The sequence below is a fragment of the Microbacterium sp. SSM24 genome (assembly GCF_025989145.1).
GTDB lineage: Bacteria > Actinomycetota > Actinomycetes > Actinomycetales > Microbacteriaceae > Microbacterium.
Genome location: NZ_JAPDNQ010000001.1, coordinates 1518533 through 1540824, shown reverse-complemented (window position 1 = coordinate 1540824; position 22292 = coordinate 1518533). Strand labels below are relative to the sequence as shown.

Annotated in this window: 24 protein-coding genes; 11 read left to right on the top strand and 13 right to left on the bottom strand. The window is 70.7% G+C overall.

What is annotated here, in order from left to right:
- Positions 1-95: 95 nt before the first annotated feature.
- Both OL358_RS07105 and OL358_RS07100 read right to left on the bottom strand, forming a co-directional pair.
- On the bottom strand, positions 96-818 hold the full coding sequence (locus tag OL358_RS07105) for a DUF1697 domain-containing protein (RefSeq protein WP_264709258.1): 723 nt from the start codon (positions 816-818) through the stop codon (positions 96-98).
- Entirely contained in the window at positions 815-1630 is an 816-nt protein-coding gene (locus tag OL358_RS07100; protein ID WP_264709257.1) for an MBL fold metallo-hydrolase, read from the bottom strand. The genes OL358_RS07105 and OL358_RS07100 overlap by 4 nt, the downstream gene beginning before the upstream one ends.
- Positions 1631-1761: 131 nt before the next feature.
- Here OL358_RS07100 and OL358_RS07095 point away from each other — a divergent pair, with 131 nt between their 5' ends.
- Together OL358_RS07095 and OL358_RS07090 are read left to right on the top strand one after the other, a co-directional pair.
- Positions 1762-3297 (top strand): HNH endonuclease signature motif containing protein, encoded by a 1536-nt coding sequence (locus OL358_RS07095; RefSeq protein WP_264709256.1) that lies wholly within the window; start codon positions 1762-1764, stop codon positions 3295-3297.
- A 162-nt stretch (positions 3298-3459) separates the two neighbouring features.
- Positions 3460-4299 (top strand): exodeoxyribonuclease III, encoded by an 840-nt coding sequence (locus OL358_RS07090; protein WP_264709255.1) that lies wholly within the window; start codon positions 3460-3462, stop codon positions 4297-4299.
- A gap of 10 nt (positions 4300-4309) precedes the next feature.
- Here the strand turns inward: OL358_RS07090 and OL358_RS07085 are convergent, their stop codons facing one another.
- The 4 genes from OL358_RS07085 to OL358_RS07070 all read right to left on the bottom strand — a co-directional run bounded on the left by OL358_RS07085 (position 4310) and on the right by OL358_RS07070 (position 7411).
- The gene (locus tag OL358_RS07085; protein ID WP_264709254.1) at positions 4310-5533 is read right to left on the bottom strand and encodes a sensor histidine kinase; all 1224 of its coding nucleotides are present in this window, start codon (positions 5531-5533) and stop codon (positions 4310-4312) included.
- 109 nt (positions 5534-5642) lie between these two features.
- Positions 5643-6263: a dihydrofolate reductase family protein gene (locus OL358_RS07080; RefSeq protein ID WP_264709253.1), complete on the bottom strand. Its 621-nt coding sequence runs from the start codon at positions 6261-6263 to the stop codon at positions 5643-5645.
- Positions 6264-6274: 11 nt separating this feature from the next.
- Positions 6275-6973, bottom strand: coding sequence for a winged helix-turn-helix transcriptional regulator (locus OL358_RS07075; protein WP_264709252.1), 699 nt, complete (start codon positions 6971-6973; stop codon positions 6275-6277).
- The gene (locus OL358_RS07070) at positions 6974-7411 is read right to left on the bottom strand and encodes a VOC family protein (protein ID WP_264709251.1); all 438 of its coding nucleotides are present in this window, start codon (positions 7409-7411) and stop codon (positions 6974-6976) included.
- Positions 7412-7581: 170 nt separating this feature from the next.
- Here OL358_RS07070 and OL358_RS07065 point away from each other — a divergent pair, with 170 nt between their 5' ends.
- Both OL358_RS07065 and OL358_RS07060 read left to right on the top strand, forming a co-directional pair.
- The gene (locus OL358_RS07065) at positions 7582-8859 is read left to right on the top strand and encodes a sensor histidine kinase (protein ID WP_264709250.1); all 1278 of its coding nucleotides are present in this window, start codon (positions 7582-7584) and stop codon (positions 8857-8859) included.
- A gap of 44 nt (positions 8860-8903) precedes the next feature.
- Positions 8904-9599, top strand: coding sequence for a response regulator (locus tag OL358_RS07060; protein ID WP_413631501.1), 696 nt, complete (start codon positions 8904-8906; stop codon positions 9597-9599).
- 81 nt (positions 9600-9680) lie between these two features.
- Here the strand turns inward: OL358_RS07060 and OL358_RS07055 are convergent, their stop codons facing one another.
- A complete protein-coding gene (locus tag OL358_RS07055; protein ID WP_264709248.1) occupies positions 9681-10250 on the bottom strand; it encodes an NADPH-dependent FMN reductase in 570 nt (189 codons plus the stop codon).
- A 228-nt stretch (positions 10251-10478) separates the two neighbouring features.
- Between OL358_RS07055 and OL358_RS07050 the strand changes: the two genes are divergently transcribed.
- Positions 10479-11363 (top strand): ABC transporter ATP-binding protein, encoded by an 885-nt coding sequence (locus OL358_RS07050; protein WP_264709247.1) that lies wholly within the window; start codon positions 10479-10481, stop codon positions 11361-11363.
- Positions 11360-12469: an ABC transporter permease gene (locus tag OL358_RS07045; RefSeq protein ID WP_264709246.1), complete on the top strand. Its 1110-nt coding sequence runs from the start codon at positions 11360-11362 to the stop codon at positions 12467-12469. The genes OL358_RS07050 and OL358_RS07045 overlap by 4 nt, the downstream gene beginning before the upstream one ends.
- A gap of 60 nt (positions 12470-12529) precedes the next feature.
- Here OL358_RS07045 and OL358_RS07040 read toward each other — a convergent pair whose 3' ends face one another.
- From OL358_RS07040 to OL358_RS07030, 3 genes are all read right to left on the bottom strand, one after another.
- Complete coding sequence (locus tag OL358_RS07040) at positions 12530-12910, bottom strand: VOC family protein (protein ID WP_264709245.1); 381 nt, start codon at positions 12908-12910, stop codon at positions 12530-12532.
- An 89-nt stretch (positions 12911-12999) separates the two neighbouring features.
- Positions 13000-14211, bottom strand: coding sequence for an acetyl-CoA C-acetyltransferase (locus tag OL358_RS07035; protein ID WP_264709244.1), 1212 nt, complete (start codon positions 14209-14211; stop codon positions 13000-13002).
- Between the two features lie 177 nt (positions 14212-14388).
- Positions 14389-14919, bottom strand: coding sequence for an ArsR/SmtB family transcription factor (locus tag OL358_RS07030; protein ID WP_264709243.1), 531 nt, complete (start codon positions 14917-14919; stop codon positions 14389-14391).
- A gap of 57 nt (positions 14920-14976) precedes the next feature.
- Between OL358_RS07030 and OL358_RS07025 the strand changes: the two genes are divergently transcribed.
- Positions 14977-16425: an MFS transporter gene (locus tag OL358_RS07025; protein ID WP_264709242.1), complete on the top strand. Its 1449-nt coding sequence runs from the start codon at positions 14977-14979 to the stop codon at positions 16423-16425.
- A gap of 78 nt (positions 16426-16503) precedes the next feature.
- On the opposite strand, the gene OL358_RS07020 is transcribed toward OL358_RS07025, so the two are convergent.
- On the bottom strand, positions 16504-16965 hold the full coding sequence (locus OL358_RS07020) for a hypothetical protein (protein ID WP_264709241.1): 462 nt from the start codon (positions 16963-16965) through the stop codon (positions 16504-16506).
- 60 nt (positions 16966-17025) lie between these two features.
- On the opposite strand from OL358_RS07020, the gene OL358_RS07015 reads away from it, so the two are divergent.
- Genes OL358_RS07015 through OL358_RS07005 form a run of 3 tightly spaced genes read left to right on the top strand, consistent with a single transcriptional unit; the run spans position 17026 to position 20028 of the window.
- Positions 17026-18228 (top strand): type III polyketide synthase, encoded by a 1203-nt coding sequence (locus tag OL358_RS07015; protein WP_264709240.1) that lies wholly within the window; start codon positions 17026-17028, stop codon positions 18226-18228.
- Positions 18225-18917 carry a methyltransferase domain-containing protein gene (locus tag OL358_RS07010; RefSeq protein WP_264709239.1) on the top strand — a complete coding sequence of 231 codons (693 nt, stop codon included), beginning with the start codon at positions 18225-18227 and terminating at the stop codon, positions 18915-18917. Before OL358_RS07015 ends, OL358_RS07010 begins: the two co-directional genes overlap by 4 nt.
- Entirely contained in the window at positions 18910-20028 is a 1119-nt protein-coding gene (locus tag OL358_RS07005; protein WP_264709237.1) for an FAD-dependent oxidoreductase, read from the top strand. The genes OL358_RS07010 and OL358_RS07005 overlap by 8 nt, the downstream gene beginning before the upstream one ends.
- Before the next feature lie 24 nt (positions 20029-20052).
- Here OL358_RS07005 and OL358_RS07000 read toward each other — a convergent pair whose 3' ends face one another.
- Positions 20053-20901 carry a hypothetical protein gene (locus tag OL358_RS07000; protein WP_264709236.1) on the bottom strand — a complete coding sequence of 283 codons (849 nt, stop codon included), beginning with the start codon at positions 20899-20901 and terminating at the stop codon, positions 20053-20055.
- A gap of 63 nt (positions 20902-20964) precedes the next feature.
- Here OL358_RS07000 and OL358_RS06995 point away from each other — a divergent pair, with 63 nt between their 5' ends.
- Positions 20965-21282 (top strand): hypothetical protein, encoded by a 318-nt coding sequence (locus OL358_RS06995; RefSeq protein ID WP_264709235.1) that lies wholly within the window; start codon positions 20965-20967, stop codon positions 21280-21282.
- A 144-nt stretch (positions 21283-21426) separates the two neighbouring features.
- On the opposite strand, the gene OL358_RS06990 is transcribed toward OL358_RS06995, so the two are convergent.
- The gene (locus OL358_RS06990) at positions 21427-22269 is read right to left on the bottom strand and encodes a UbiA family prenyltransferase (protein WP_413631499.1); all 843 of its coding nucleotides are present in this window, start codon (positions 22267-22269) and stop codon (positions 21427-21429) included.
- Positions 22270-22292 lie beyond the last annotated feature (23 nt).

Sequence of the window (22292 nt, the reverse complement as noted above, 5' to 3'; positions counted from 1 at the left end):
GAGCGCTTTGTGGCGCATGTTCCTACCCCTCTCCCTGGTTGTGTCGCTGAGCCTGGCACCGAGTCGAGTGGTCGGCAAGTACCCCGGCGGTGGGACTACCGCGCGAATCGCTCGACGAGGCGCACGAGCGTCGACAGTCCGCGCGAGGTCGCCGGGCCTCCCGTGAGGTGCTCCACCACCGGCGTGGCGTTCGATTCGCGATCGCGCTCGTTCGACGCGAGCGTCCACCCCGGGCCGCAAGCGAGCAGTCGGCACCGGCGCCGGGCGGCTTCCGTGACGACCGACGGGTCGCCGATGTCGACGACACCGCCGCGGTGCAGGGTCAGCTCGCGTCGTGCCGCATCATCGGCGAGCGAGTACGCGGCGACGATGTCGACGATCTCTTGGAGAAGCATCACGAACACCTCGCGCTCGATGCCCGTTCGTGCGTTCAGCGCGTTGCGCACGTCTGACACGGCACGCGGGTCGACCGCAGCACGCGGGTCGGCCGGGTCGGCTGCGGCATCGCGCGCGGCGGCCGAGTAGCGCAGGCCGGCCGAGTCGCTCGAGACGGCTGGGTCGCCCGGGTTGGCCGGGTCGGCCGGGTCGGCTGCGGCATCGCGCGCGGCCCGTTCGAGCGTGACGGCACTGCTCGGCGCGGCATCCGAGAACACCACCGTGCCATTGCTCTGAAAGGTGACGGCCTCGGTGAACCCGGCATCAGCGAGGGCGCCGAGCAGGTCGGCGGTGGTGGGGTGACCTCGTTGACCCTGATTGACGTTGCGGAAGAACGCGACGAACCCGTTGGTCGCGCTGTCTTCCCTTCGGCGCTCACTCACTCCGGCTCGCCGCGCAGCTCGCTGAGCCTCTCGACCTGCCACCGGTGCACGTCGGGCAGCCAGTCCAGAGGGGCGGTCGGACCCACGCGTGGATCGTCCGGCTCATCGCCGTCGCGCAGTGCTCGCACGTAGGCGAGGTCGAGATCGATCCTCGCGCGCAGCTGGGCGGCGTCGCCGACCGCCCCGTGGCCGGGGACCACCACATCTGCTCGGTCGGCCACACTGTCGAAAAGCTGGAGTGCCGAGAGATAGTCCTCGATCGGGTGCTGCGCCTGGAGGTCGAGGAACGGCATGAGGATGTCGGACAGCATGTCGCCGACGATGAGCACACGACTGTCCTCGACCAGCAGCGCCGCGTGGCCCTCCGAGTGACCCCGATGCTCGAGCACCATCACCCTTGGTCCGTCCCACGGGATCTCGGTCGCTTCCGGAGGCAGGCCCACGATGCCGCCGAGCAACTCCATGGGGATCTCATCGGCATGCTCCGGAGGAAGTCCCTCGGCGATGTCGTCGACCCAATCCGGCTGCGCGAGGAACGCACTCATGATCGAGGCGGCGGAGGCCGTTCCATAGCGCGGCCCGTCGCCGAACTCCCGGTGCCAGAGGACGTGGTCCCAGTGCGGATGGGTCGAGAATCCCGCGACGACGCGCTGACCCATGCGCCGAAGGTCTGCGGAGATGTCGTCCAGTTCGCCCGTCGTGATGCCGGGGTCGATGAGGAGCACCCCCTCGCGTCCCTGCACGACGACCGTGTTGCTCTCGATGAATTCGCTCTCGTGGACCCAGACGCCGGCCGCGATCTGCTGCAGCATGAGAACCTCCGCTTGCGGCCCCGTGCCGCTTGACCGCGACGCTACTCTGTCGGGCGGACATTCGTTTTTGTTATCCACAGTCACGGATCACATCACACTCTAGTTTCGTATCTATGTTCTAGTCTCGAGCTATGAGAGTTGATCGAGTCGAGGGGTCGGCGCCGAAGTCCGAAGACCTCCAGCCGCGTCGCGCACGCGATGGCGAGGCGACAGCGAACGCAGACGACTCCCCGACCTGCGATCTGCCGGATGCGCCGCCGGATCCGGAGGGGTGGGGGTGTGTGCCGGATGCTGCGGAGCTGGCGGGGTGGGTGCCGCCGGTCCCCGATGATGTGGAGCTGGTGACCGAGGTCGCGGGAATGATGGCGGTGTTCGCCGCGGAACAGTTCGCCCGGGTGGACGGGTTGCGTCGCACTGCGCTCGCTGATGCGGGCCGGTACGGCGACGGGGTGGCCGGGATCGCGGAGCGGTCGGTGCGGTTGGAGTTGGCAGCGGCGTTGCGGACCACCGAGCACGCTGCTGGGATGCTGCTGGCCCGTGCCGAAGCGCTGGTGCACCGATATCCGGCCGCGTTGGACTCGTTGGGGCGGGCGGGCATCACGGAGCGGCACGCGCAGGTGCTGGTGGAGCTGCTCGATGCCGCCACGCCCGTGGTGCGGGAACGGCTGGTGCCGCGTGCGGTGGAACTGGCGGAAGAGCTGCCGGTGGGCTCGTTCCGGCGGGCGCTGCGACGCCTGATCGAGACCGAGCAGTCCGCGACTCTCACCCAACGCCACGAGCACGCGCTCACACAGCGACGGATCGCGGTCGAGCCCGCCGGAGACGGCATGGCCTGGTTGCATGCCTTCCTGCCCGCGGTGGAAGCCCACGCGATCCACTCCCGGCTCACCGCAATGGCCAAGACCATCACCGGCCGACACGCCACCGCCAACGGCGACAGCGTCAGCGGTACCGACGCGACCCTCGGCGCGGACGGGGATGCGCTCGGTGCGCCTTCGGACAGCGGGCCGGCCGAGTCGCGGACGTTGGATCAGGTGCGGGCCGACATCCTCGGCGACCTGCTCATCGAGGGTGCCATGGCCGCCCACCCCGCCGAAATGTCTCGGATCCGCGCCACCGTGGCCGTCACCGTTCCCGCCCTCGCCCTGCTGGCCGAGGACGACAGCGACCGGCACGCGCAGGGCCACGCGCCCGCCACCGTCGAAGGCATCGGCCCCGTCCCCCTCCCGGTCGCAAAAGCCCTGTGCGGCGGCGACCCGTCCTGGATGCGGGTCCTCACCCACCCCGAAACCGGCATCGTGCTCTCCGTCGGCCGCACCCAATACCGACCCCCGGCCCCCTTGCGGAGACTGATCCGCTGGCGTGCCGAACGGTGCATGGCCCCCGGCTGCACCATCCCCGCCCACCGCTGCGAGATCGACCACAACATCGCCTGGGAACACGGCGGCCACACCGCCCTCACCAACCACGCTCCCCTCTGCACCGGCCACCACACCCTCAAACACCATGGCGGCTGGATCGTCGAGCACCTCCCCGACCGCGGCGGCGCCCTTCAATGGACATCCCCCACCGGCAGGCAATACATCGTCACACCCGAACGACCGACCCCCACCTTCCAACCCACCAAGAGCGCCTGGCACGCCGGCCACACCGACGCGCCGTTCTAGGACACGCCAACCAGGCGTCTCCCCTCGAACACACACCCGAGGCACCCGCGAAAACCAACCCGCCCACCTGAGACCCCGGTTCGGGCGCGCCCCCAGAACCAGCAGCGCCCCCGGGCCCTCGAGCGGTGCGCGACGTCCGAGCCCCCGCCTAGGCTGGAGACCATGCGCCTGGCCACATGGAACGTCAACTCCATCCGTGCGCGGGTCGACCGCATCGTCGACTTCGCGGTGCGCGAGCACATCGACGTGCTCGCCATGCAGGAGATCAAGTGCAAGGTCGAGCAGTTCCCGTTCGACCGTTTCGAAGAGGCCGGGTTCCACGTCGAAGCGCACGGCTTCTCGCAGTGGAACGGCGTCGCGATCGCCAGTCGTGAACCCCTCAGCGATGTGCGCGCCGCGTTCCCCGGCATGCCCGGGTTCGAGAAGGGGCACAACGGTCCCGACGCACCGCAGGAAGCGCGCGCCATCGGAGCGACCGTCGGCGGGGTCGAAGTGTGGAGCCTCTACGTCCCCAACGGACGTTCGCTCGGCGATCCTCACTATTTCTACAAGCTCGAGTGGCTCGCCGCGCTCGAGCAGTACACACGCACCTCCCTCGTCGCGAATCCCGACCTGGCGCTCGCGCTCGTCGGCGACTTCAACATCGCGCCGACGGATGCCGACAACGGCGACCCCACGGTGGTGCAGGGCTTCGCGACCCACGTCTCCCCGCCCGAACGCGAGGCCTTCGCGGCCCTCGAGGCGGCCGGTCTGCACGACGTCGTACGCCCGCTCATTCCCACCGGGTTCACCTACTGGGACTACAAGCAGCTCCGCTTCCCCCGCAACGAGGGAATGCGCATCGACTTCATCCTCGGCTCCCACGCCATCGCCGATGCCGTCGCGGGCGCGCGTATCCATCGCGACGAGCGCAAGGGCGAGGCCCCCAGCGATCACGTGCCCGTCGTCGTCGATCTCGACCTCAACGGTCCCGACGACGACGACCGCCCGATGATCTTCTGACCTGGCTCCGTCAGGCGGTGACCGTCGCGGCACGCGACTCGCGCTCGCGCACCGCGCCCGCGTCTCCGACATCGCGCGGCAGCACTACCCACACGCTCGCGCCGCCCAGCGGGGACTCCCCGATGCCGATTCGAGCGTGGTGCGCCTCGGCGATACGTCGGCAGGTCGTGAGGCCGATGCCGAGGCCCGGCACCTCGCCCGAGCCGCTCCGCGCCATCAGTTCGAACACGCGCTCGCGCTCGTCCGATGCCACGCCGGGCCCGTTGTCGTCGACCGAGATGCGCCAGGCGCCCGCCAGCCGCATCGCCCTGATCTCGATCCGAGGGACGGCGCCCGTTGCCCGCGTGAACTTCAGCGCGTTCGCGACGAGGTTCTGCACGAGCACCCCGAGGAGGGTCGCGTCGCCGACGACCCGCACATCGGCGTCGACAACGACTCGCGCCCCGTCGATCAGAGGGTGAAGGTCGTCGAGCACACCGCGTACGACGTCCGCGAGGTCGACCTCGTCGCGCCGGGGCGTCGAGCCGCCGAGCCGGGCATAGTCGAGCAGGTCGGAGATCATCGTGCTCATGCGCAGCGCCGCCGACTCGGCTCGGGCGAGCGCGTCCGCGGCACGGGGAGCCCGTTCCAACTCGGGGCTCACGGAGGCGAGATCGATGTAGGCGGTGAGCGCGGTGAGCGGCGCGGTGAGGTCGTGGCTGACCTGCCGCGCGAAGTGCTCGAGCCGGCGATTGGACTCGCCGAGCTCGCGCGTGAGGCGCCGCAGCTCGAGGACGTCGACCACCTGGTGCGCGAGGAGCGCGAGAGCGCGGCTTCGCGTCTCGTCGAGGTCTCCCGCCTCCTCGTCGAAGACGCAGAGGGTCCCGATCGCGATCCCCGACGGCGTGACCAGCGGACTCGACGCGTAGAACCGCACGCTCGCAACCGCCCCGGTGACGAAGGGATTCCGCGCGAAGCGCTCGTCCTCGCGGGCATCGGGCACGACCACATGACCGGGGTCCTGGAACACCTGTGCGCACATCGAGTCCTCGCGGGCGCACACCGCCGCGGTGAATCCGACCGCCGCGATCTGGTGCTGGAAGCGGTCGTCGATGATGTTGATCACCGCGGTCGGCACGTCGCACACGGTCGCCGCGAGCTGGACGAGCCCCTCGAGGTCGGGCTCGGGCGCGAGTCCGATCACGCGGTAGTCGGCGATCGTGTCGCGGCGCGTGGCATCCTGCGCTGTGATCACGCCGCTCCTGTCCGTCTGCCCCGACCTCGACGTCGGGCGCGACGACAGCTTACCGGCGCCCCGCACGCCTGCCGCGGCGGCCCGGTCGCCGCCGCACCGCCCGAGCGCCTCAGTCGTCCGACGGGGGCTCCATCTCGCCGGTGCGCGGAAGCCCGTCGGGCGCGTAACGCAGCTGCACGACTGTGCCGCCCGTGAGCGGAGGCTCGATCAGCCGCAGGTTCGCGGGCGCAGCCCCGTCGGGGAACACCTTCTTCCCGCGCCCGAGCACCACGGGGTGCACCCAGAGTTTGAGCTCGTCGTACGCACCGGCCGCGAGGAGGGTCTGCACGAAGTCGATGCTGCCGATCACGTGGATGTCGTCGTGCGTGTCTCGCAGCGCCGCCACGGCGGCCGCGGCATCCCCCTTCAGCTGCGTGGTGCCCTCCCAGGTGAGTTCGAGCGGCGACCGCGAGGCGACGTACTTCGGAATCTCGGCGAACCGCCGGCCGATGGGGTTGTCCACGTGCTTCGGCCAGTACGACGCGAAGATGTCGTAGGTGCGCCGACCGAGCACGAGCGCGTCCATCGCGGCGATCCCGTCGCCGACCGCCCGGCCGACGACATCGTCCGGCAGCGGCGCCTGCCAGCCGCCGTACGGGAACCCGTTCGAGGGGTCCTCGTCGGGGCCTCCCGGCGCCTGCGCGACGCCGTCGAGCGTGGTGAAGAGGTCGATCGTGATCCGTCCGGTCATGGCCGGTCCTTTCAGGCGGCGACCACCGTGGTCGCGTGAATCGAGAACACCGCGGCGAACCGCTCGAGCAGTGTCGCGTCGCCGGAGACGACGGCGATCACGTCGAGGTCGATCGCCTCGGCGGGCGTGAGCTCGCCCGAGATGAGCCGCCGGATGCCCGGACCCGCCGCGAACACGAGTTCGGGCTCGCCTCCCGGCGCCCGGCCGGCGACGGGCGGGGCCGGCGGCGCGAGCTGCGCGATGCGCAGGTCGGCACCGTCGACCTGCACGCGCAGCGCGACATCGGCGACATGCACTTCGTAGTCGGCAGCCGGTACGGATGCCGCGATCCCCGGCTGGAACGCCGTCCGCAGCGCCATCGTCAGCGAGTCGGCGGTGACGACATCCTCGGGGCCCGGTTCGCCCATCTGCGCGAACCCCCACCGGCCGAGCGCGAGCACGATCGGCTCGAGCTCGCGACCGTAGGGGGTGAGCTCATAGACCAGCCCGCAGTTCGCGAGCGGCACACGACGCACCACCCCACCCTCCTGCAGCTCCTTGAGCCGCGTGGAGAGGATGTTGGTGGGAATCCTGGGCAGCCCCTGCTTGAGGTCGGTGTATCGACGCGGGCCGACGAGCAGATCGCGGACGATGAGCATCGCCCACCGCTCCCCGACCAGCTCGACAGCCGTCGTGACCCCGCAGTACTGCCCGTAGCTGCGGGAGGCCACCTACGCCTGCGCCTGCTCCGCCAGGTAGGCGTCGGGACCCTGCTCGGCAGCCTGGGGCTCCATGAACAGGAAGGCGAGGCCGTTGCCGTCCGGGTCGTCGAGGTCGCGGCTGTACATGAAGCCGTAGTCCTGAGCGGGACGGGGCTCGGATCCGCCGTTGGCGAGCCCCGCCTCGAGCACGCGGTCGACCTCTTCGCGCGAATCGCGGCTGAACGCGATCTGCACCTGCGCGTGCGTACGTGGGTCGATGATCTGCTTGTCGGTGAACGTGCCGAGGTACTCGGTCGTGAGGACCATCATCTGGATGTTGTCCCCCCACACGATGCACGCCGCGTTCTCGTCGGTGAACAGCGGATTGATCTCGGCGCCGAGCGCCGTGTAGAACGCCTTCGACTTCTCGAGGTCGTTCGTCGGAACGTTCACGAAGATGTGCGTCATTGCCCTGCTCCTTGCCGGTCGTCCGCCGAAGTTCCTCGGCGATGGAACCGATACTTGCAAAAAGCAACCAAACTTGTCAATAGCAAGTAGAGAGTCGATACCGCGCGTCGTTGCCGGGTCTCCGTCGCGCGGGGGATGCCGCGCCCCACGCTCCCCCGTACCGTGGAGGAATGTCCGACACCTCGTCCGCCCGGCGCCGGAGCCCGGCGACCGCCGCCGACCTGCGCAACGACGTGTGGCTCGCCGCCGGGCTGCTCCTCGGCGCCGTCCTCAGCTCGGCGCTCGGCTCGGTCGCGGGCGTCTACGGCACGGACTCCGCGCAGGGCATGCAGTGGGGCCTCCTCTACGCGGTCGGGCTGACCGCGCCGCTGACGCTCCGCCGCCGCTTCCCCGAGGTCGTGGCCGTGCTCGTCGCGCTCGTGTTCTTCGTCGGAGTCTCGTTCCGCATCCCGGAGATCTACGTCGGGAACATCGCCCTGTTCATCGCGATCTACACCGTCGGCGCGTGGGTCGACGACCGTCGCCGTGCGTTCTTCGTGCGCGTCGCGATCATCGTCGGCATGTTCGTGTGGCTGCTCGTCACGACGTTCCAGTCGGCGACGGCGCCCACCGAGGAGGGCCTTTCCCGCGAAGGCCTGTTCTCACCCTTCGTCGCCTTCATGCTCATCCAGTTCCTCGTGAACGCCGCGTTCTTCGGCGGCGCGTACTACATGGGCGATCGCGCCTACGCGTCGGCGCTCGAGCGCGCGGCGCTCCAGGACCGCACGCGTGAGCTCGAGGCCGCACGCGAGGTGACGGCCGCCCAGGCGGTCGCTCTCGACCGCGTCCGCATCGCCCGCGAGCTGCACGACGTCGTCGCCCACCACGTCTCGGCGATGGGCGTCCAGGCCGGCGCCGCGCGGGCTGTGATGGACCGCGACCCCGACGCGGCCCGTGCCGCGCTCACCGGCGTCGAGCAGTCCGCACGCTCCGCCCTCGACGAGCTGCGCCACCTGCTCGAGACCCTGCGCACACCGAACGGCGACGCCCCGAACGGCGATGCCCCGAACGCCTCCACCGTCAGCCTCGCGGGACTCCCCGCCCTCATCGAGCACGCCACCGAGAACGGCCTGCCCACGACCCTCACGATCATCGGCGACGAAGTCGCTCTGTCCGACGTCGCGCAGGTCAACATCTACCGCGTCGCCCAGGAGGCGCTCACGAACGCGCGCCGGCACGGCGGGACGGATGCCGCGGCCGACGTCCGCCTGCGCTTCGGCACCGACGCGGTGGAACTCGAGATCACCAACACCGGACGCTCCGCCGGTCCCGTCCGCCCGGGCCTGGGCATCGTCGGCATGCGCGAGCGCGCGGCCGCGTCGGGAGGCACGCTCGAGGCGACGCCCCGGGCCCGCGGCGGCTTCCTCGTTCGCCTGCGCGTCCCGCGGCACGAGCGGGTCGTCGCGTGAGCCCCACACCGATCCGCGTCCTGCTGGTCGACGATCACGCCGTGATGCGCGCGGGGTTCCGCATGATCCTCGAGGCGACCGACGACATCGTCGTGGTGGGCGAGTCGGCGAACGGCGTCGACGGCGTGGCAGCGGCATCCGCTCTGCACCCCGACGTCGTGTGCATGGACGTGCAGATGCCCGACATGGACGGTCTCGAGGCGACACGGCGCATCGTCGCCGACGAGACGGTGTCCGCGGCGGTCGTCATCGTGACGACGTTCGACCGCGACGACTATCTGTTCGCGTCGCTCTCGGCAGGGGCGAGCGGATTCCTTCTCAAGAACGCCGGGCCGGAGGAGCTCGTGAACGCCGTCCGGGTCGCCGCGGCGGGCGACGCCCTGCTCGCCCCCGAGGTCACCCGGCGCGTGATCGCCCGATTCGCGGACGACCCCGCCGCCGTCGCGACCCCGGGCCCGGGCGGGGCGCTCGCCGCACCACCGGGCGTCCCGCCGGCCACCGCGACGCCCGCCACCGCATCGCTCACCACGCCCGCCACGCCGCACGTGATCGAGCTCACCGACCGGGAGGACGAGGTGCTGCGGCTCGTCGCGCAGGCGCTCAGCAACGCCGAGATCGCCCAGCGCCTGTACATCGGCGAGGCGACGGTGAAGACGCACGTGTCGAACGTGCTCCAGAAGCTCGGAGCGCGCGACCGCGTCGCCGCCGTCGTCTACGCGCACCGGCACGGCCTCGCCTGACCGCGGGACGCACGAGTCGCCAGGACACGCGGGCGCCGGCGAAGGCCGGGCGGCGTGTCCTGGCGACTCGAGGCAGGAGGGTCAGGCGGCGACGGGCACCAGCGCGTAGCGGTCGACCAGCGCGCCGAACGCCTCGAGGTACCCGACGAGGAACTCCGCGGTCTGGTCGTTCGCGACCTCGCCCGAGTCGGAGAACAGGCCCGGCGTCGACTGCACGTAGCCCTCGGGCTGGCCGAGCGTCGGCGCGTTGTAGTGACTGAGCACGGCCTTGAGGTGCTGCTGTGCGGCGGCGGTGCCGATGGGTCCGCCCGAGGTGCCGATGACGGCGGTGGGCTTGCCGTTGAACGAGCCCTGGCCCCACGGGCGCGCGGCCCAGTCGAGCGCGTTCTTGAGCACGCCGGGGATCGAGCGGCTGTACTCGGGGGTCACGATGATGACGCCGTCGACGTCGTCGATCGCCTGCTTGAAGTCACGCGCCACCTGCGGGTAGTCGGCGTCGAAGTCGGGAGAGTAGAACGGGAGGTCCTTGATCGGGATCTCGACGAGCGTCGTGCCCGCGGGCGCGAGCCGCTCGAGCGCCTTCGCCAGGCGACGGTTAATCGAGGTCGACGAGATGCTGCCGACGATGTAGCCGATGGTCCGCTCGGACATGGGGATGTTCCTCCGTTAACAGAAAGGGGTCCCCGGCGGGGACCACCGTGGACGTTCCATTCACGTGAAAGCAAGCCTTCGAGCGATCTATTCCCGCGCATGGAATGTGACGCGAGATGACGACTCCCCCGCTCGGCGGGGTCGCGATGTCCGCCTGACGGGGGATGCCGCACGCGCACCGGGTCCGTAGCGTGAGGCGTACGGGAAATCCGCGACGAGGAGGAGCGCATGCTGCAGCTGACAGGGATCGCCAAGAGCTACGGGGGGAGACGAGCGCTCGACGACGTCTCGTTCGACGTCCGCCCGGGACGACTGACCGGCTTCGTCGGCGGCAACGGCGCCGGCAAGACCACGACCATGCGGATCGTGCTCGGCGTGCTCGCCAAGGACGGTGGCACCGTGACACTCGACGGCACCGAGGTGACGGCATCCGATCGCCGCCGCTTCGGCTACATGCCCGAGGAGCGCGGGCTCTACCCGAAGATGAAGGTGCTCGAGCACATCACGTACCTCGCGCGCCTGCACGGCTTCTCGAAGACGGATGCCGCGGCCCGCGCGACCGCCCTCCTCGAGCAGCTCGGACTCGGCGAGCGCCTGAACGACAACGTCGAGACGCTCTCGCTCGGCAACCAGCAGCGGGCGCAGATCGCCGCCGCCCTCGTCCACGACCCCCAGGTGCTCATCCTCGACGAGCCCTTCTCGGGCCTCGACCCGCTCGCGGTCGACGTCGTGGCGGCCGCCCTGCAGGAGCGCGCCGCGGCCGGTGCCGCCGTGCTGTTCTCGTCGCACCAGCTCGACGTCGTCGAGCGCCTGTGCGACGACCTCGTCATCATCGCGAACGGCACCATCCGCGCCGCAGGCGCCCGCGACGAACTGCGCGCCGCGCACTCCACCCGGCGTTTCGAGCTGGTCTCGGCGGGCGACGCCGGCTGGCTGAGGTCCGAAGCGGGCGTCGAGGTGCTCGACTTCGACGGCGGATACGCCGTGTTCGACGTCGACAGCGACGAGACGGCCCAGCGCGTGCTGCGCCAGGCCGTCGCGCAGGGGGACGTCGCGAGCTTCTCGCCGCAGCATCCGACCCTCGCCCAGATCTTCAAGGAGGTCATCCAGTGAGCACCGCCACCCGCACCACCGCCGGCCGCGGCCTGAGCACCCCGCAGGGTGTGTGGCTCGTCGCCGAGCGCGAGATCGGCTCGAAGCTGCGCAGCAAGGCCTTCGTCATCTCGACGGCGATCCTGCTGCTGGGGGCGCTGGCCCTCGTGATCTGGGGCGGGTTCGCCGCCTCGAACGACACCGGCACGCCGGTCGCCGTGACGACGGATGCCTCGTCCGCCGTCTCCGGGATCGAGGGCCTCGACGTCACCGAGGTCGACGGCCGCGCGGAGGCGGAGGAGCTCGTCAAGAGCGGTGACGTGGATGCCGCCATCGTCGCCGACGCGGAGTCGCCGGTCGGCCTGGCCGTGATCGCGGAGTCCAGCCCGCCGTCCCAGCTCCTGCTGCAGCTCGCGCAGACCCCGACGGTCGTGCTGCTCGACCCCGATGCGGACGCCGGCGCGCTCGGCTACGTCGTCGCCATCGGCTTCGGCATCGTGTTCCTCTTCGCCGCGTCGATGTTCGGCGGCACGATCGCGCAGAGCGTCGTGGAGGAGAAGCAGACGCGCGTCGTCGAGCTGCTCATCTCGGCCATCCCGGTGCGCTCGCTCCTGGCGGGCAAGGTCATCGGCAACACGATCCTCGCGATGGGGCAGATCCTCATCCTCGCGGCCATCGCCATCGTCGGGCTCACGATCACCGACCAGACGGCGCTGCTGCAGGGCCTGGGCGGACCCATCGCCTGGTTCGCGGTGTTCTTCCTGTTCGGCTTCATCCTGCTCGCTTCGCTGTTCGCGGCCGCGGCGTCGATGGTGTCGCGCATGGAGGACATCGGGTCGACCACGACGCCGCTGACGATGCTCGTCATGGCGCCGTACTTCCTGGTGATCTTCTTCTTCGACAACCCGGTCGTGCTGGGGATCATGTCGTACGTGCCGTTCTCGGCGCCCGTCGGCATGCCGATGCGACTGTTCCTCGGCGAGGCGCAGTGGTGGGAGCCGCTGCTGTCGCTCGCGATCCTGATCGCGACCTGCGTCGCCGCGATCGTGATCGGCGCGAGGATCTACGAGAACTCGCTGCTGCGCATGGGCGGACGCGTCAAGCTCTCCGAGGCCCTCGCGGGCTGACGTCGATCCCGGATGCCCGTCGCCGTGTCGCACGCGGGGCGGGCATCCGGTGTTCTCGGGTCAGCTCGCCTTCAGCACCGACAGCACGTTGCCGGATGGGTCGCGGAACCACGCGATCTCCGGGCCCATGTCGCGCGAGATCCCCTTGTCGTCGGTCGGGAAGTCGGCGTCGTCGTAGATCTTGGTCGCCACGCCGCGTGCATTGAGGTCGTCGACGGCGGCTTCGACATCGTCGACGTCGAAGTTCATGATCGTGAACACGGCCGGCTCGTGGTCGGGCTTGGGGTAAACCATCACCTTCGCCCCGGAGCCCAGGGTCAGCTCGAGGATGCCCATCTCCATGAGCTGGACCGGGATGCCGAGGGTGTCGCCGTAGAAGGCCCTGGCCTCGTCGATGTCTTTCACGGCGAATCCGCTGAATGCGCGCTCGGATGTGAACATGGTGTCTCCCTGGGTCGTGGCCGGCACTCGGCTCTCGCCAGCCTCCGCCTTGGATCCCGCCATGTCCAGGGGTCCGGCGGATGCGGCGGTCAGAGTCTCTCGACCACGGTCGCCACGCCCATTCCGCCGCCGATGCACAGCGTGGCCAGGCCGAACCGACCACCGGTGCGCTCGAGCTCGTCGATGAGCGTGCCGAGGATCATCGCTCCGGTCGCGCCGAGCGGGTGGCCCATCGCGATGGCGCCGCCGTTGACGTTCGTGCGCTCGTGGGGGAAGTCGTCGAGATCCCGCATGAGCCGCAGCGCCACCGACGCGAAGGCCTCGTTGATCTCGATCAGGTCGATGTCGTGGATCGAGAGCCCGGCACGCTCGATCGCCAGGCGTGAGGCGGGGCCGGGGCCCGTGAGCATGATGGTGGGCTCGGTGCTCACCACGGCGGCCGAGCGGATGCGGGCACGCGGCGTGAGCCCGTGGCGCACCCCCGCGGCCTCGCTGCCGACGATCACGAGCGCCGCGCCGTCGACGATGCCCGACGAGTTTCCCGCGTGGTGCACGTGGTCGATCGCCCCCGCCTCGGGGTAGGTCCGCAGCGCCAGGTCGTCGAAGCCGGATCGCCCGAGGTCGGCGAACGCGGGAGGCAGTGCGGCCAGGGTCTCGACCGTCGTTCCCGGCCGGATCGTCTCGTCGCGCTCCAACAGCAGGCGGCCCTCGGCATCCGTCACCGGCACCACGGAGCGGTCGAAGCGCCCCTCCTCCCATGCCCGCGCGGCGCGCGCGTGGGACTCGGCGGCGAATCGGTCGACGTCGTCGCGCGTGTATCCCTCGAGCGTCGCGATCAGGTCGGCGCTGATCCCCTGCGGCACGGAGTCGGGGGCCACCGCCGCCGCGGCATCCTTCGAGAACGGGCTGCCGTCGCTGCCCATGCGCACGCGGCTCATCGATTCGACGCCACCCGCGAGGAAGAGGTCCTCCCAGCCGGACCGCACGCGCGCGGCGGCCTGGTTGACCGCCTCGAGCCCCGACCCGCAGAAGCGGTTGAGCTGCACACCCGGAACCGTGTCGGGAAGGCCCGCGGCGAGCGCCGCGATCTTCGCGATGTCCGAGCCCTGATCGCCGATCGGCGTGACGCACCCGAGCACGAGGTCGTCGATGGCGGCGGGGTCGAGGCCCGGATGCCGGTCGCGCAGCGCGTCGATGAGGCCGACGACGAGCTCGTGCGGGGCGACGCCGTGGAGCGAGCCGGTCGCCTTCCCGCGGCCGCGCGGCGTGCGCACGGCGTCGTAGACGAAGGCCTCGGTCATGGCGTCTCCCTCGATCGCTCCTGGATCCATCGTGCCACCGGACGCCACCGGGGCGGCGGTGCGATGAAAGGAGGAGATGTGACGAGCGGAGGAGCCGACGGTCGCGACGACTCCTCCGTTCGTGACATCTCCTCCGTTCGTGACATCGCCCACGCCGGAGCCGGGTGCGAATCCTGCCTACGTATCGGCTGGTCCGCGTGGATTGAGGTCGGGATGGAAGGCGGTGAACACCGAGTACGCCTCGCCGTCGGCATCCGCCTCCCGCTCCTTGAACTCCACGAGGAGCTCATGGAGCCGGCGCTGGAACTCCCGCCGGTGCTCGTCGTTGAGTCTGAGCCCGAGCCAGGATGTGTCGAGGTCGCCCGGGTCGACGCGCTCGATCTGCTGCAGGAAGACCTCGATGAGCACGCGGCTGCGGTCGGGTAGCGGCATCCGCCACGACAGTCCGGTCGCGCGGTAGGGCACCTCGCGCGCTCCCTGCGCTCCCGAACGTGCCGGCTCGGCGCGGAGGAACCCCGTCTGCGTGAGCGTGCGCACGTGATGCAGCATCGTGCCCGGGTTGACCCCGAGGAGCCCTGCCAGCTCCTTGTTGGTCCGCGACTCGAACGCGCACAGCCTCAGCACCCGCAGGCGCAGCGGTGAGCTGATCGCGCGCAGTCGCGCCTCATCCTCCGGATTGCCGGGCGTGAGCTCGATGCGGTCCTCCACAGCCTCAGGCTAGACGACCGATTGACAACTCTCAATCGGTCGCTCAGACTGATTGGCATGTCCCAATCACTTCCCGGCGACGACGCCGTCGAGGTCGACGCCGACGACCTCGCCGAGGCGCGGGCCGAGGCATCCGGTGTCTCTGTCGCGGCGAGAGCGGATGCCGCGGCCGACGCCGACGTCGCCGACGAGCCCCCTGCCGGCCCCGGTACCGCGCCCAGCGGCACCTCCGCACCGGGGACGGCGCCGAAGGGGTCGCTGTGGCGCGACCGCAACTTCCTCACGATGTGGGGCGGGCAGACGCTCGCGCAGTTCGGGGCGCAGATCAGCGAGCTCGCGGTCCCCGTGCTCGCCGTGCTGCTGCTCGATGCGAGCGAGTTCGAGGTCGGGGTGCTCACCGCGGCCAACGTCGCGGCGTTCCTGATCGTCGGTCTCCCCGCCGGCGCCTGGATCGACCGCATGCGCAAGCGCCACGTGATGATCGCCGCCGACGCGGTACGCGCGCTCGCGCTCGCGACGGTGCCGGTGCTGTGGGCGATGGGCGTGCTCCAGATCTGGCACCTCGTCGCCGTCGCGCTCGTGCTCGGCGTGGCAACGGTGTTCTTCGACGTGTCCTACCAGAGCATCATTCCGTCGCTGGTGAGGCCGGCGCAGATCGGCGAGGCCAATGGCAAGCTGCAGTCGACGTACGAGCTGGCCAACATCGCCGGGCCGGGTTTCGCCGGCTGGCTCATCGGCGTGCTCAGCGCACCGTTCGCGATGCTGGCGACATCCGGCACCTACATCGTCTCGGCGATCGCCCTCGCCCTCACGAGAGATCACGAGGAGCGTCGCCCGCGGGAGGACCACGGGCCGCTGCTGCGCGAGATCTGGGAGGGTCTGCACTTCGTCTTCACCGAGAAGCTGCTGCGCCGCATCGTCGGAACGACCGGCGTCTCGAACTTCTTCAGCACGATGTCGTGGACGCTCATCCCGATCTTCCTCCTGCGCGAACTGGGCTTCTCGCCCACCTCGATGGGCGTCATCCTCTCGCTCGGCGCCGTCGGGGGCCTGCTCGGCGCGATCGCGACACCGCGGATCATCGCGCGCATCGGCGAGGCCCGGGCGATCCCCGTCAGCGCTCTCGGCTTCAGCGTGATCGCGCTGCTGCTGCCGGTGGCCGCCGCGGTGCCCGCCGTCGCGTTCCCGCTGATGGTCGCGCAGTTCTTCGTGAGCAGCTTCACGGTGCTGCTCTACAACATCACGCAGGTCACGTTCCGGCAGCGCATCACGCCGCCTCGGCTGCTCGGGCGCATGAACGCCTCCGTGCGGTTCGTCGTGTGGGGCGTCATGCCGATCTCGGCGCTGCTCGCCGGCGGTCTCGGCACGTGGCTCGGCGTCGTCCCGACGATGTGGATCGCAGCGGTCGGGCAGCTGTTCTCCGCCGCGTTCGTCGTGCTCGGCCCGTTCTGGACGATGCGCGAGCTTCCCGACGCGCACACCAACGCGGCATCCTCCGCCGACTGACGCACATCGAGTCGCCAGAACACGCCGCTCAGCCGACGCGACACCGGCGTGTGTCTTGGCGACTCGACCGTGGCAGCGTCAGCGCGCCGACCGGTGAGAGTGGGCGATGCCCATGATCGCGGTGACGAACGCCGCCACGTACGACAGGCCGATCATGCCGGCGGCGAGCGCGAAGATCGCTGCGGACGTCTCGGGCGAGATGCCGAACCACGCCATGAACACGGTGTCGAGTGATCCGCTGTCGCCGGCGTCGGGCACCGTCATGCTCCCGAGCAGGAATCCGAGCCACAGCACGGCCGACGCGATGTCGTACCAGAGCCGCGTCGCGCGCTCGCGCCGCACCTCGCGGTCGAACAGCGTCAGCGCCGGCGGCACGAGCAGCACCGCGATCACGATGAGGCCGTAGACGAGGCCGAAGAACCCGAGCCATCCGACCTCGGCGCCCACGCTGCCACGGCCGATGAAGAAGAACACCGGCAGGAACACGGCGACCGGCCACTGGGCGTAGAACACGAACCGGCCGGTGCCCTCGATGTGCATGTCTCGACCGTACTGCGCAAGACGGCCCCATCACGGCCCCCGTCGTGCTTAGGTGTGAGCATGAGCGCGCGCATCGTGTCGATCGGAACGGCGGTGCCGCCGACGTGCGTGCCGCAGGAACGGGCTCGTGCGATCTTCGCCGGCCAGCCCGGAGCCGACCGGCTCACCCAGCGGCTCATCCACGCCGCCTTCGAGGCATCGGCGATCGAGCGCCGGCACACGGTGCTCACGGAGTTCGGCGACGACCTCCCTCCGCGCGAGGTCGTACCGGAGGGCCGCGCCCGTTTCGCCGACGACGAGGGACGGATGCTGCGCCCCTCCACCGGCTCGCGCAACGACCTCTACCTCGCCGCAGCCCCCGAGCTCAACGCCCGCGCGGCGCGCGCCGCGCTCGCGGATGCCGGGATCGCGGCATCCGCCATCACCCATGTCGTCACCGTCTCGTGCACCGGCTTCTTCGCGCCCGGGCCGGACTACCGCCTCGTCCGCGACCTGGGCCTCGACGCGACCGTCGAGCGGTACCACCTCGGCTTCATCGGCTGCGCGGCCGCGATGCCCGGCCTCCGGCTCGCCTCGCGGATCACCGCGGCCCAGCCCGACGCGGTCGTGCTCGTCGTGTGCCTGGAGCTGTGCACGCTGCACATCCGGCCTTCGGCCGACCCGCAGCAGATCGTCGCCGCGTCCGTCTTCGCCGATGGTGCCGCCGCCGCGATCGTGACCGCCGACGCATCCGTCGGCCGCGCGGGGGGCCTCGAGCTCGACCGCTTCTCCACGGCCCTCACCTCGGAGGGCGAGGCCGACATGGTCTGGACGATCGGCGACGACGGCTTCGAGATGACCCTGTCGGCCGAGGTTCCCCGGATCGTGGGGCGCGAGATCCGCGGCGCGGTGGATGCGTTCCTCTCCGGCGAGCCGATGCCCGACGCGTGGGCGGTGCATCCGGGTGGCCGCAGCGTGCTCGATCGCGTCGAAGCAGGGCTCGGGCTCGAGCCGGCGGCGCTCGACACCTCGCGCGAGGTGCTGCGCGACTACGGCAACATGTCGAGCGCGACGATCCTCTTCATTCTGCGGCGGATGCTCGACGACGACCGTCTCGCGGATGGGGCGCGGCTGGGCACGCTCGCGTTCGGACCCGGACTCACGGTCGAGTCGGCGATGCTCGTCAAGCGCGGGGCCATGGGCGCGACCGCCGACGCGGTGTCCGCCGCCGAGGCGGTGTCGGCCGCAGACGCGGCGCCCGTCGAGGCCGTCGTCGGCGCATGAGCCTGAGCGTCCGCGACGCCGAGCTCGAGGAGCTCATGGACGACCCGGCGTGCGATCCCCGGCGTCTGAAGGCGACCCTCCGGCGGTTCGCGACGGTCAATCGGCTCTTCTCGGGGTGGGGCGCCACCTATCGCGACCGTCTGCGCCCCGCGCTCACGGCACTCGGCCGGCCCGCGCGTGTGCTCGACCTCGGCTCGGGCGGCGGTGATCTCGTCGTGCGGCTGGCCGCCCTGGCGCGGCGCGACGGCCTCGACGTGACCTGGGTCGGCGCGGACCCCGACCCCCGATCGCTCGAGATCGCCGGAGAGCGCGCGTCGGCGGGCATCGACTTCCGGGTGACGGATGCCGCGGCCCTCCGCCGCGCGGGTGAGACGTTCGACGCCGTGGTGTCGAACCACGTGATCCACCATCTCGCCCCCGCCGAGCTGCGCGCGTTCGCGGCGGACTCGCTCGCGCTGAGCCGCGGTCCGGTGATCCACTCCGACATCCGCCGCAGCGCCGCGGCCTATGGAATGTACGCCGTGGCGATCACGCCCTTCGCCCCGGGAACCTTCCTGCGCACCGACGGACTGCGCTCGATCCGCCGCAGCTACCTGCCCGACGAGCTCGGCGGCGCGCTCGGCGCACGCTGGCGGGTCGAGACCGGGTCGCCGTTCCGCGTGCTGGCGCTGGCGCACGGCGATGCCTGACGTCGTCGTCGTCGGGGCGGGTCCTGTCGGCACCCTGCTGTCGTCCGAACTGGCGCGACGCGGCGTGGCCGTGACCGTCCTCGAGCGCCGCACCGAGCCCGGTGGGGGGTCGCGCGCCATCGGGGTCCATTCCCCGGTGCTGGCCGCGCTCGAGGCATCCGGCATCACCGAGCGTCTGCTCGCGAGGGCCGTGCGCGTGTCGCGCGGGGAGGCGCGCTCGGGCGGACGCACCCTGGGAGTCGTCCGCTTCGACCGGCTCGATCGACGGTACCCGTTCGTGGCGACGCTCCCGCAGCACGAGACCGAGGCCGCCCTCGCGGACGGCGCACCCGCCCCTCGCCGTGGCGCGATGGTCACCGGCGTGCGACCGGTGGGACGCGGCATCCGGATCTCGCTCGAAGACGGGGACGACGTCACGGCCCCGCTCGTCGTCGTGGCGGGAGGCTGGCGGGCGCGCGACCTCGTCTATCGCCCCGGCGGCGTGCACGTGCGGCCGTACGCGGACAGGTACCTCATGGCGGATGTCGCGGCCGGCGATGGCGGCGATGTCGCGGTCATCGGCATCGATCGCGACGGCGTGCTCGAGTCCTTCCCTCTCACCGGCGGGCGCCGGCGGTACGTGGCGTGGGACGCCGGCGCTCCCGGAGCGGACCGCGCCGACCGGCTGCGTGCCGCCCTGCACGACCGCGGCGAGCACGCGGCGGCCGAGCGGATCGAGACCGCGACCGCGTTCGAGGTGCGCCGGGCCGTCGCGCCCGCGCTGCGCCGCGATCGCCTGTTCGTGGTCGGCGACACCGCCCACGAGGTCAGTCCGATCGGCGGGCAGGGGATGAATCTCGGGCTGCTGGATGCCGCGACCCTTGCGCCGCTGCTCGCCGCGTGGGTGCGCGCCGGCGTGGCGCCCGACGCCGAACTGGCGCGCTGGGAGCGGCGACGCCTCGCCTCGGCGCGCACGGCCGCCCGGCTCGCGAGCGTGAACACGTCGCTCGGCCGGCCGCTCGGCCCGTTCGCGAACGCCGTGCGACGGGAAGGGCTGCGGCTCGCGCTCCTGCCTCCCGGCGAGCGGATGCTGGCCCACGCGTACTCGATGGGGTTCGACCGCGACGCGTGACGCTCCCTTCCTGCGGTTCGGCACTCAGCTTGGACGCGCGTACCAGATCTGAGTTCCACTGCAACCCCCCGTGTTTCGAGGGAACGCAGTCATGATTCTGACGCCGGTCTCGCCCAGCGCGACCTGAACGATCATCGTGCTTCGGATCGTCCCGTTCTGGTCGGCGAGCCAGAACTTCCGCTGATAGCAGTACCTAGCGGTCTGCGCGGTCGCGCGATCGGGGTCTTTCACCGTGAACGAGATGGCCCACGCGGCCAGGTCATGCCAATGGCGGTTGATGTACGCGGCCTTGTTCTTCCAGTCCAGTTCGTGGCCGAGCTTCATGTGCCGGTACCCGAATGCGCTCGTCGAACCCTCAGTAGTGGGGATTCCGCAATAGAGGCGAGCGTAGGTTCCACTCATCGTCGATCGAGCGCGCAACCGCGTGTAGTCCTTCATCACCCTGAACTTGTCGTCGAACACCCCGCATCCGGGCCAACCCGCGCTCGGAATGCCTGTGGCGACCGCGGGTCCGATGGTCGAGACTGGTTCTCTGCTCGGGGACCCCGGCGCGCCGGTGAGCCAAACAAGTGCGGTGGCCGACGGGTCCGGGGGTGTCGCGCCGTCCTCACCAGTGTCGTCGCGGTTTGGCGAACCTGAAGCTCCACCCGCCGACGGTGACGGCACCATCGCGGGAGCCTGCTCAACAGCGGTTTCCACATCCGGCCGCGACCCGGTGATCGAGCCGGCAGCCGACGGCGACGGAGACGGATTGAACGTCGGCACCACTTCGCGAGGCGACGTCTCGTCGGCAACCGCTACTGGCGGAACGCCCAGGATTGTTAGCAGAATCGCCGCTACGGCAGCCGTCCGACAATGGTTTCCGAGTTTCATTCGTCCTCCTAGGTGTGGGTTATCCCCGGCGTTACTCTGTGTGGAACTCTCGAGGAGGCGTCAATGCCGAGAATCCGATTCCTGGTCGAGGACTTCGTTGAGTTCCCGATCTGGCCGAACGACCCCGGTGACGACCGGGATCCTCTCGAGCTGCGCGAACAGTTGCCGCTCTCCGAACCGTTGCTTCAGCGACTCTTCGAGGTGAGCCGGGAATACAATCAGCGCGACCTCGCGAGCCTCCCGGCCGATGCACAGGCATCCTGGTACCTCGATTTCGATCGACGGGCTCATAAGCTCGCTCTCGCTGTGGAGAACGAGCTCGGGGAATCCTTCGAAGTCACGTTCATTCCCATCACCGCGGAGTACTCCTCGTCCATTTAGCGTTGCGCGATGCAAGCCCGCGCCGGCTTGTTTGGCAGCCTCGCCGTCTTTCCCAGTTCGCCTCTTCTCATTAGTAGGACGCTCACGGAGCCGAACGATGATGCGGCGCGAGACGAAGCACGCCCCTACCCCGGCGAGCCGGGATCAGGCGGCGATCGCGCCGCCGGTCGCGACGAGCTGCGCCGACAGGAGCAGCGCAGCCAGCATCACGAGCCGGAACAGCGTGCGCGTCGGCGGCCGCACGACGGCGAGCACCGCGGTGACGGCGGCGACCGTCACGACCGCGGCGAAGAACACCCAGCCGAGCACGCCCACGGCGCCAAGATCGCCCCCGGCGGCCCCGACGAGCACCGCGACGGCGCCTACGACGATGCCCACGGCCGCGACGATCGCCGACGCGCGGGCGCCGATCCGGTGGGGCAGGCCGCGCACGCCGGTCGCCCGGTCGTCCTCGAGGTCGGGGAGGACGTTGGTGAGGTGCACGGCCGCGCCGAGCGCCGCGCCCGCGACCCAGCCCCACGGGGCGGCGAGGCGCGGGTCGGGTGCGGCGAGAGTCGCGAGGGACGGGAAGATGCCGAAGCTGACGACGAACGGCACGATCGAAAACGGCGTGGACTTCAGCCCCGCGTTGTACGACCAGGCCGACGCCAGGAAGATCGCGTGGGCGGCCAGCATCCCGAACCCGAGCGGAGCCGAGAGCACGAGCGCGACGGCCACCGCGCCGATCGCCGCCGTCCACGCCGCCCGTTCGGAGACATCGCCGCGCGCGATGGGCTTGTCGGTGCGGCCGACGGCCCGGTCGCGCGGCGCGTCGATCGCGTCGTTGGAGAGCCCGATCGAGAGCTGCCCCGCGAAGACCGCGAGCACGAGCAGCACGAGACGCCACGGCTCGAGCCCGACCGCGACGCCGAGCGCGAGCGCGAGCCCGGTGACGACGAGGGTCGGACCGGGATGCGTCGATCCCCACAGAGCCCGGACTATGCGCACGGTCGATGTTCTCACGTGCCGCG

Excerpts from the sequence above, each read along its gene's own strand:
- OL358_RS07025 (WP_264709242.1), top strand. The coding sequence starts at position 14,977 with ATGTCCCAATCACTTCCCGGCGACGACGCCGTCGAGGTCGACGCCGAC.
- OL358_RS07055 (WP_264709248.1), bottom strand. The coding sequence starts at position 10,250 with ATGTCCGAGCGGACCATCGGCTACATCGTCGGCAGCATCTCGTCGACC.
- OL358_RS07050 (WP_264709247.1), top strand. The coding sequence starts at position 10,479 with ATGCTGCAGCTGACAGGGATCGCCAAGAGCTACGGGGGGAGACGAGCG.
- OL358_RS07005 (WP_264709237.1), top strand. The coding sequence starts at position 18,910 with ATGCCTGACGTCGTCGTCGTCGGGGCGGGTCCTGTCGGCACCCTGCTG.
- OL358_RS07065 (WP_264709250.1), top strand. The coding sequence starts at position 7,582 with ATGTCCGACACCTCGTCCGCCCGGCGCCGGAGCCCGGCGACCGCCGCC.
- OL358_RS07100 (WP_264709257.1), bottom strand. The coding sequence starts at position 1,630 with ATGCTGCAGCAGATCGCGGCCGGCGTCTGGGTCCACGAGAGCGAATTC.
- OL358_RS06995 (WP_264709235.1), top strand. The coding sequence starts at position 20,965 with ATGCCGAGAATCCGATTCCTGGTCGAGGACTTCGTTGAGTTCCCGATC.
- OL358_RS07060 (WP_413631501.1), top strand. The coding sequence starts at position 8,904 with ATGCGCGCGGGGTTCCGCATGATCCTCGAGGCGACCGACGACATCGTC.
- OL358_RS07010 (WP_264709239.1), top strand. The coding sequence starts at position 18,225 with ATGAGCCTGAGCGTCCGCGACGCCGAGCTCGAGGAGCTCATGGACGAC.
- OL358_RS07015 (WP_264709240.1), top strand. The coding sequence starts at position 17,026 with ATGAGCGCGCGCATCGTGTCGATCGGAACGGCGGTGCCGCCGACGTGC.
- OL358_RS07070 (WP_264709251.1), bottom strand. The coding sequence starts at position 7,411 with ATGACGCACATCTTCGTGAACGTTCCGACGAACGACCTCGAGAAGTCG.
- OL358_RS07000 (WP_264709236.1), bottom strand. The coding sequence starts at position 20,901 with ATGAAACTCGGAAACCATTGTCGGACGGCTGCCGTAGCGGCGATTCTG.
- OL358_RS07090 (WP_264709255.1), top strand. The coding sequence starts at position 3,460 with ATGCGCCTGGCCACATGGAACGTCAACTCCATCCGTGCGCGGGTCGAC.
- OL358_RS07040 (WP_264709245.1), bottom strand. The coding sequence starts at position 12,910 with ATGTTCACATCCGAGCGCGCATTCAGCGGATTCGCCGTGAAAGACATC.
- OL358_RS07035 (WP_264709244.1), bottom strand. The coding sequence starts at position 14,211 with ATGACCGAGGCCTTCGTCTACGACGCCGTGCGCACGCCGCGCGGCCGC.
- OL358_RS07020 (WP_264709241.1), bottom strand. The coding sequence starts at position 16,965 with ATGCACATCGAGGGCACCGGCCGGTTCGTGTTCTACGCCCAGTGGCCG.
- OL358_RS07095 (WP_264709256.1), top strand. The coding sequence starts at position 1,762 with ATGAGAGTTGATCGAGTCGAGGGGTCGGCGCCGAAGTCCGAAGACCTC.
- OL358_RS07080 (WP_264709253.1), bottom strand. The coding sequence starts at position 6,263 with ATGACCGGACGGATCACGATCGACCTCTTCACCACGCTCGACGGCGTC.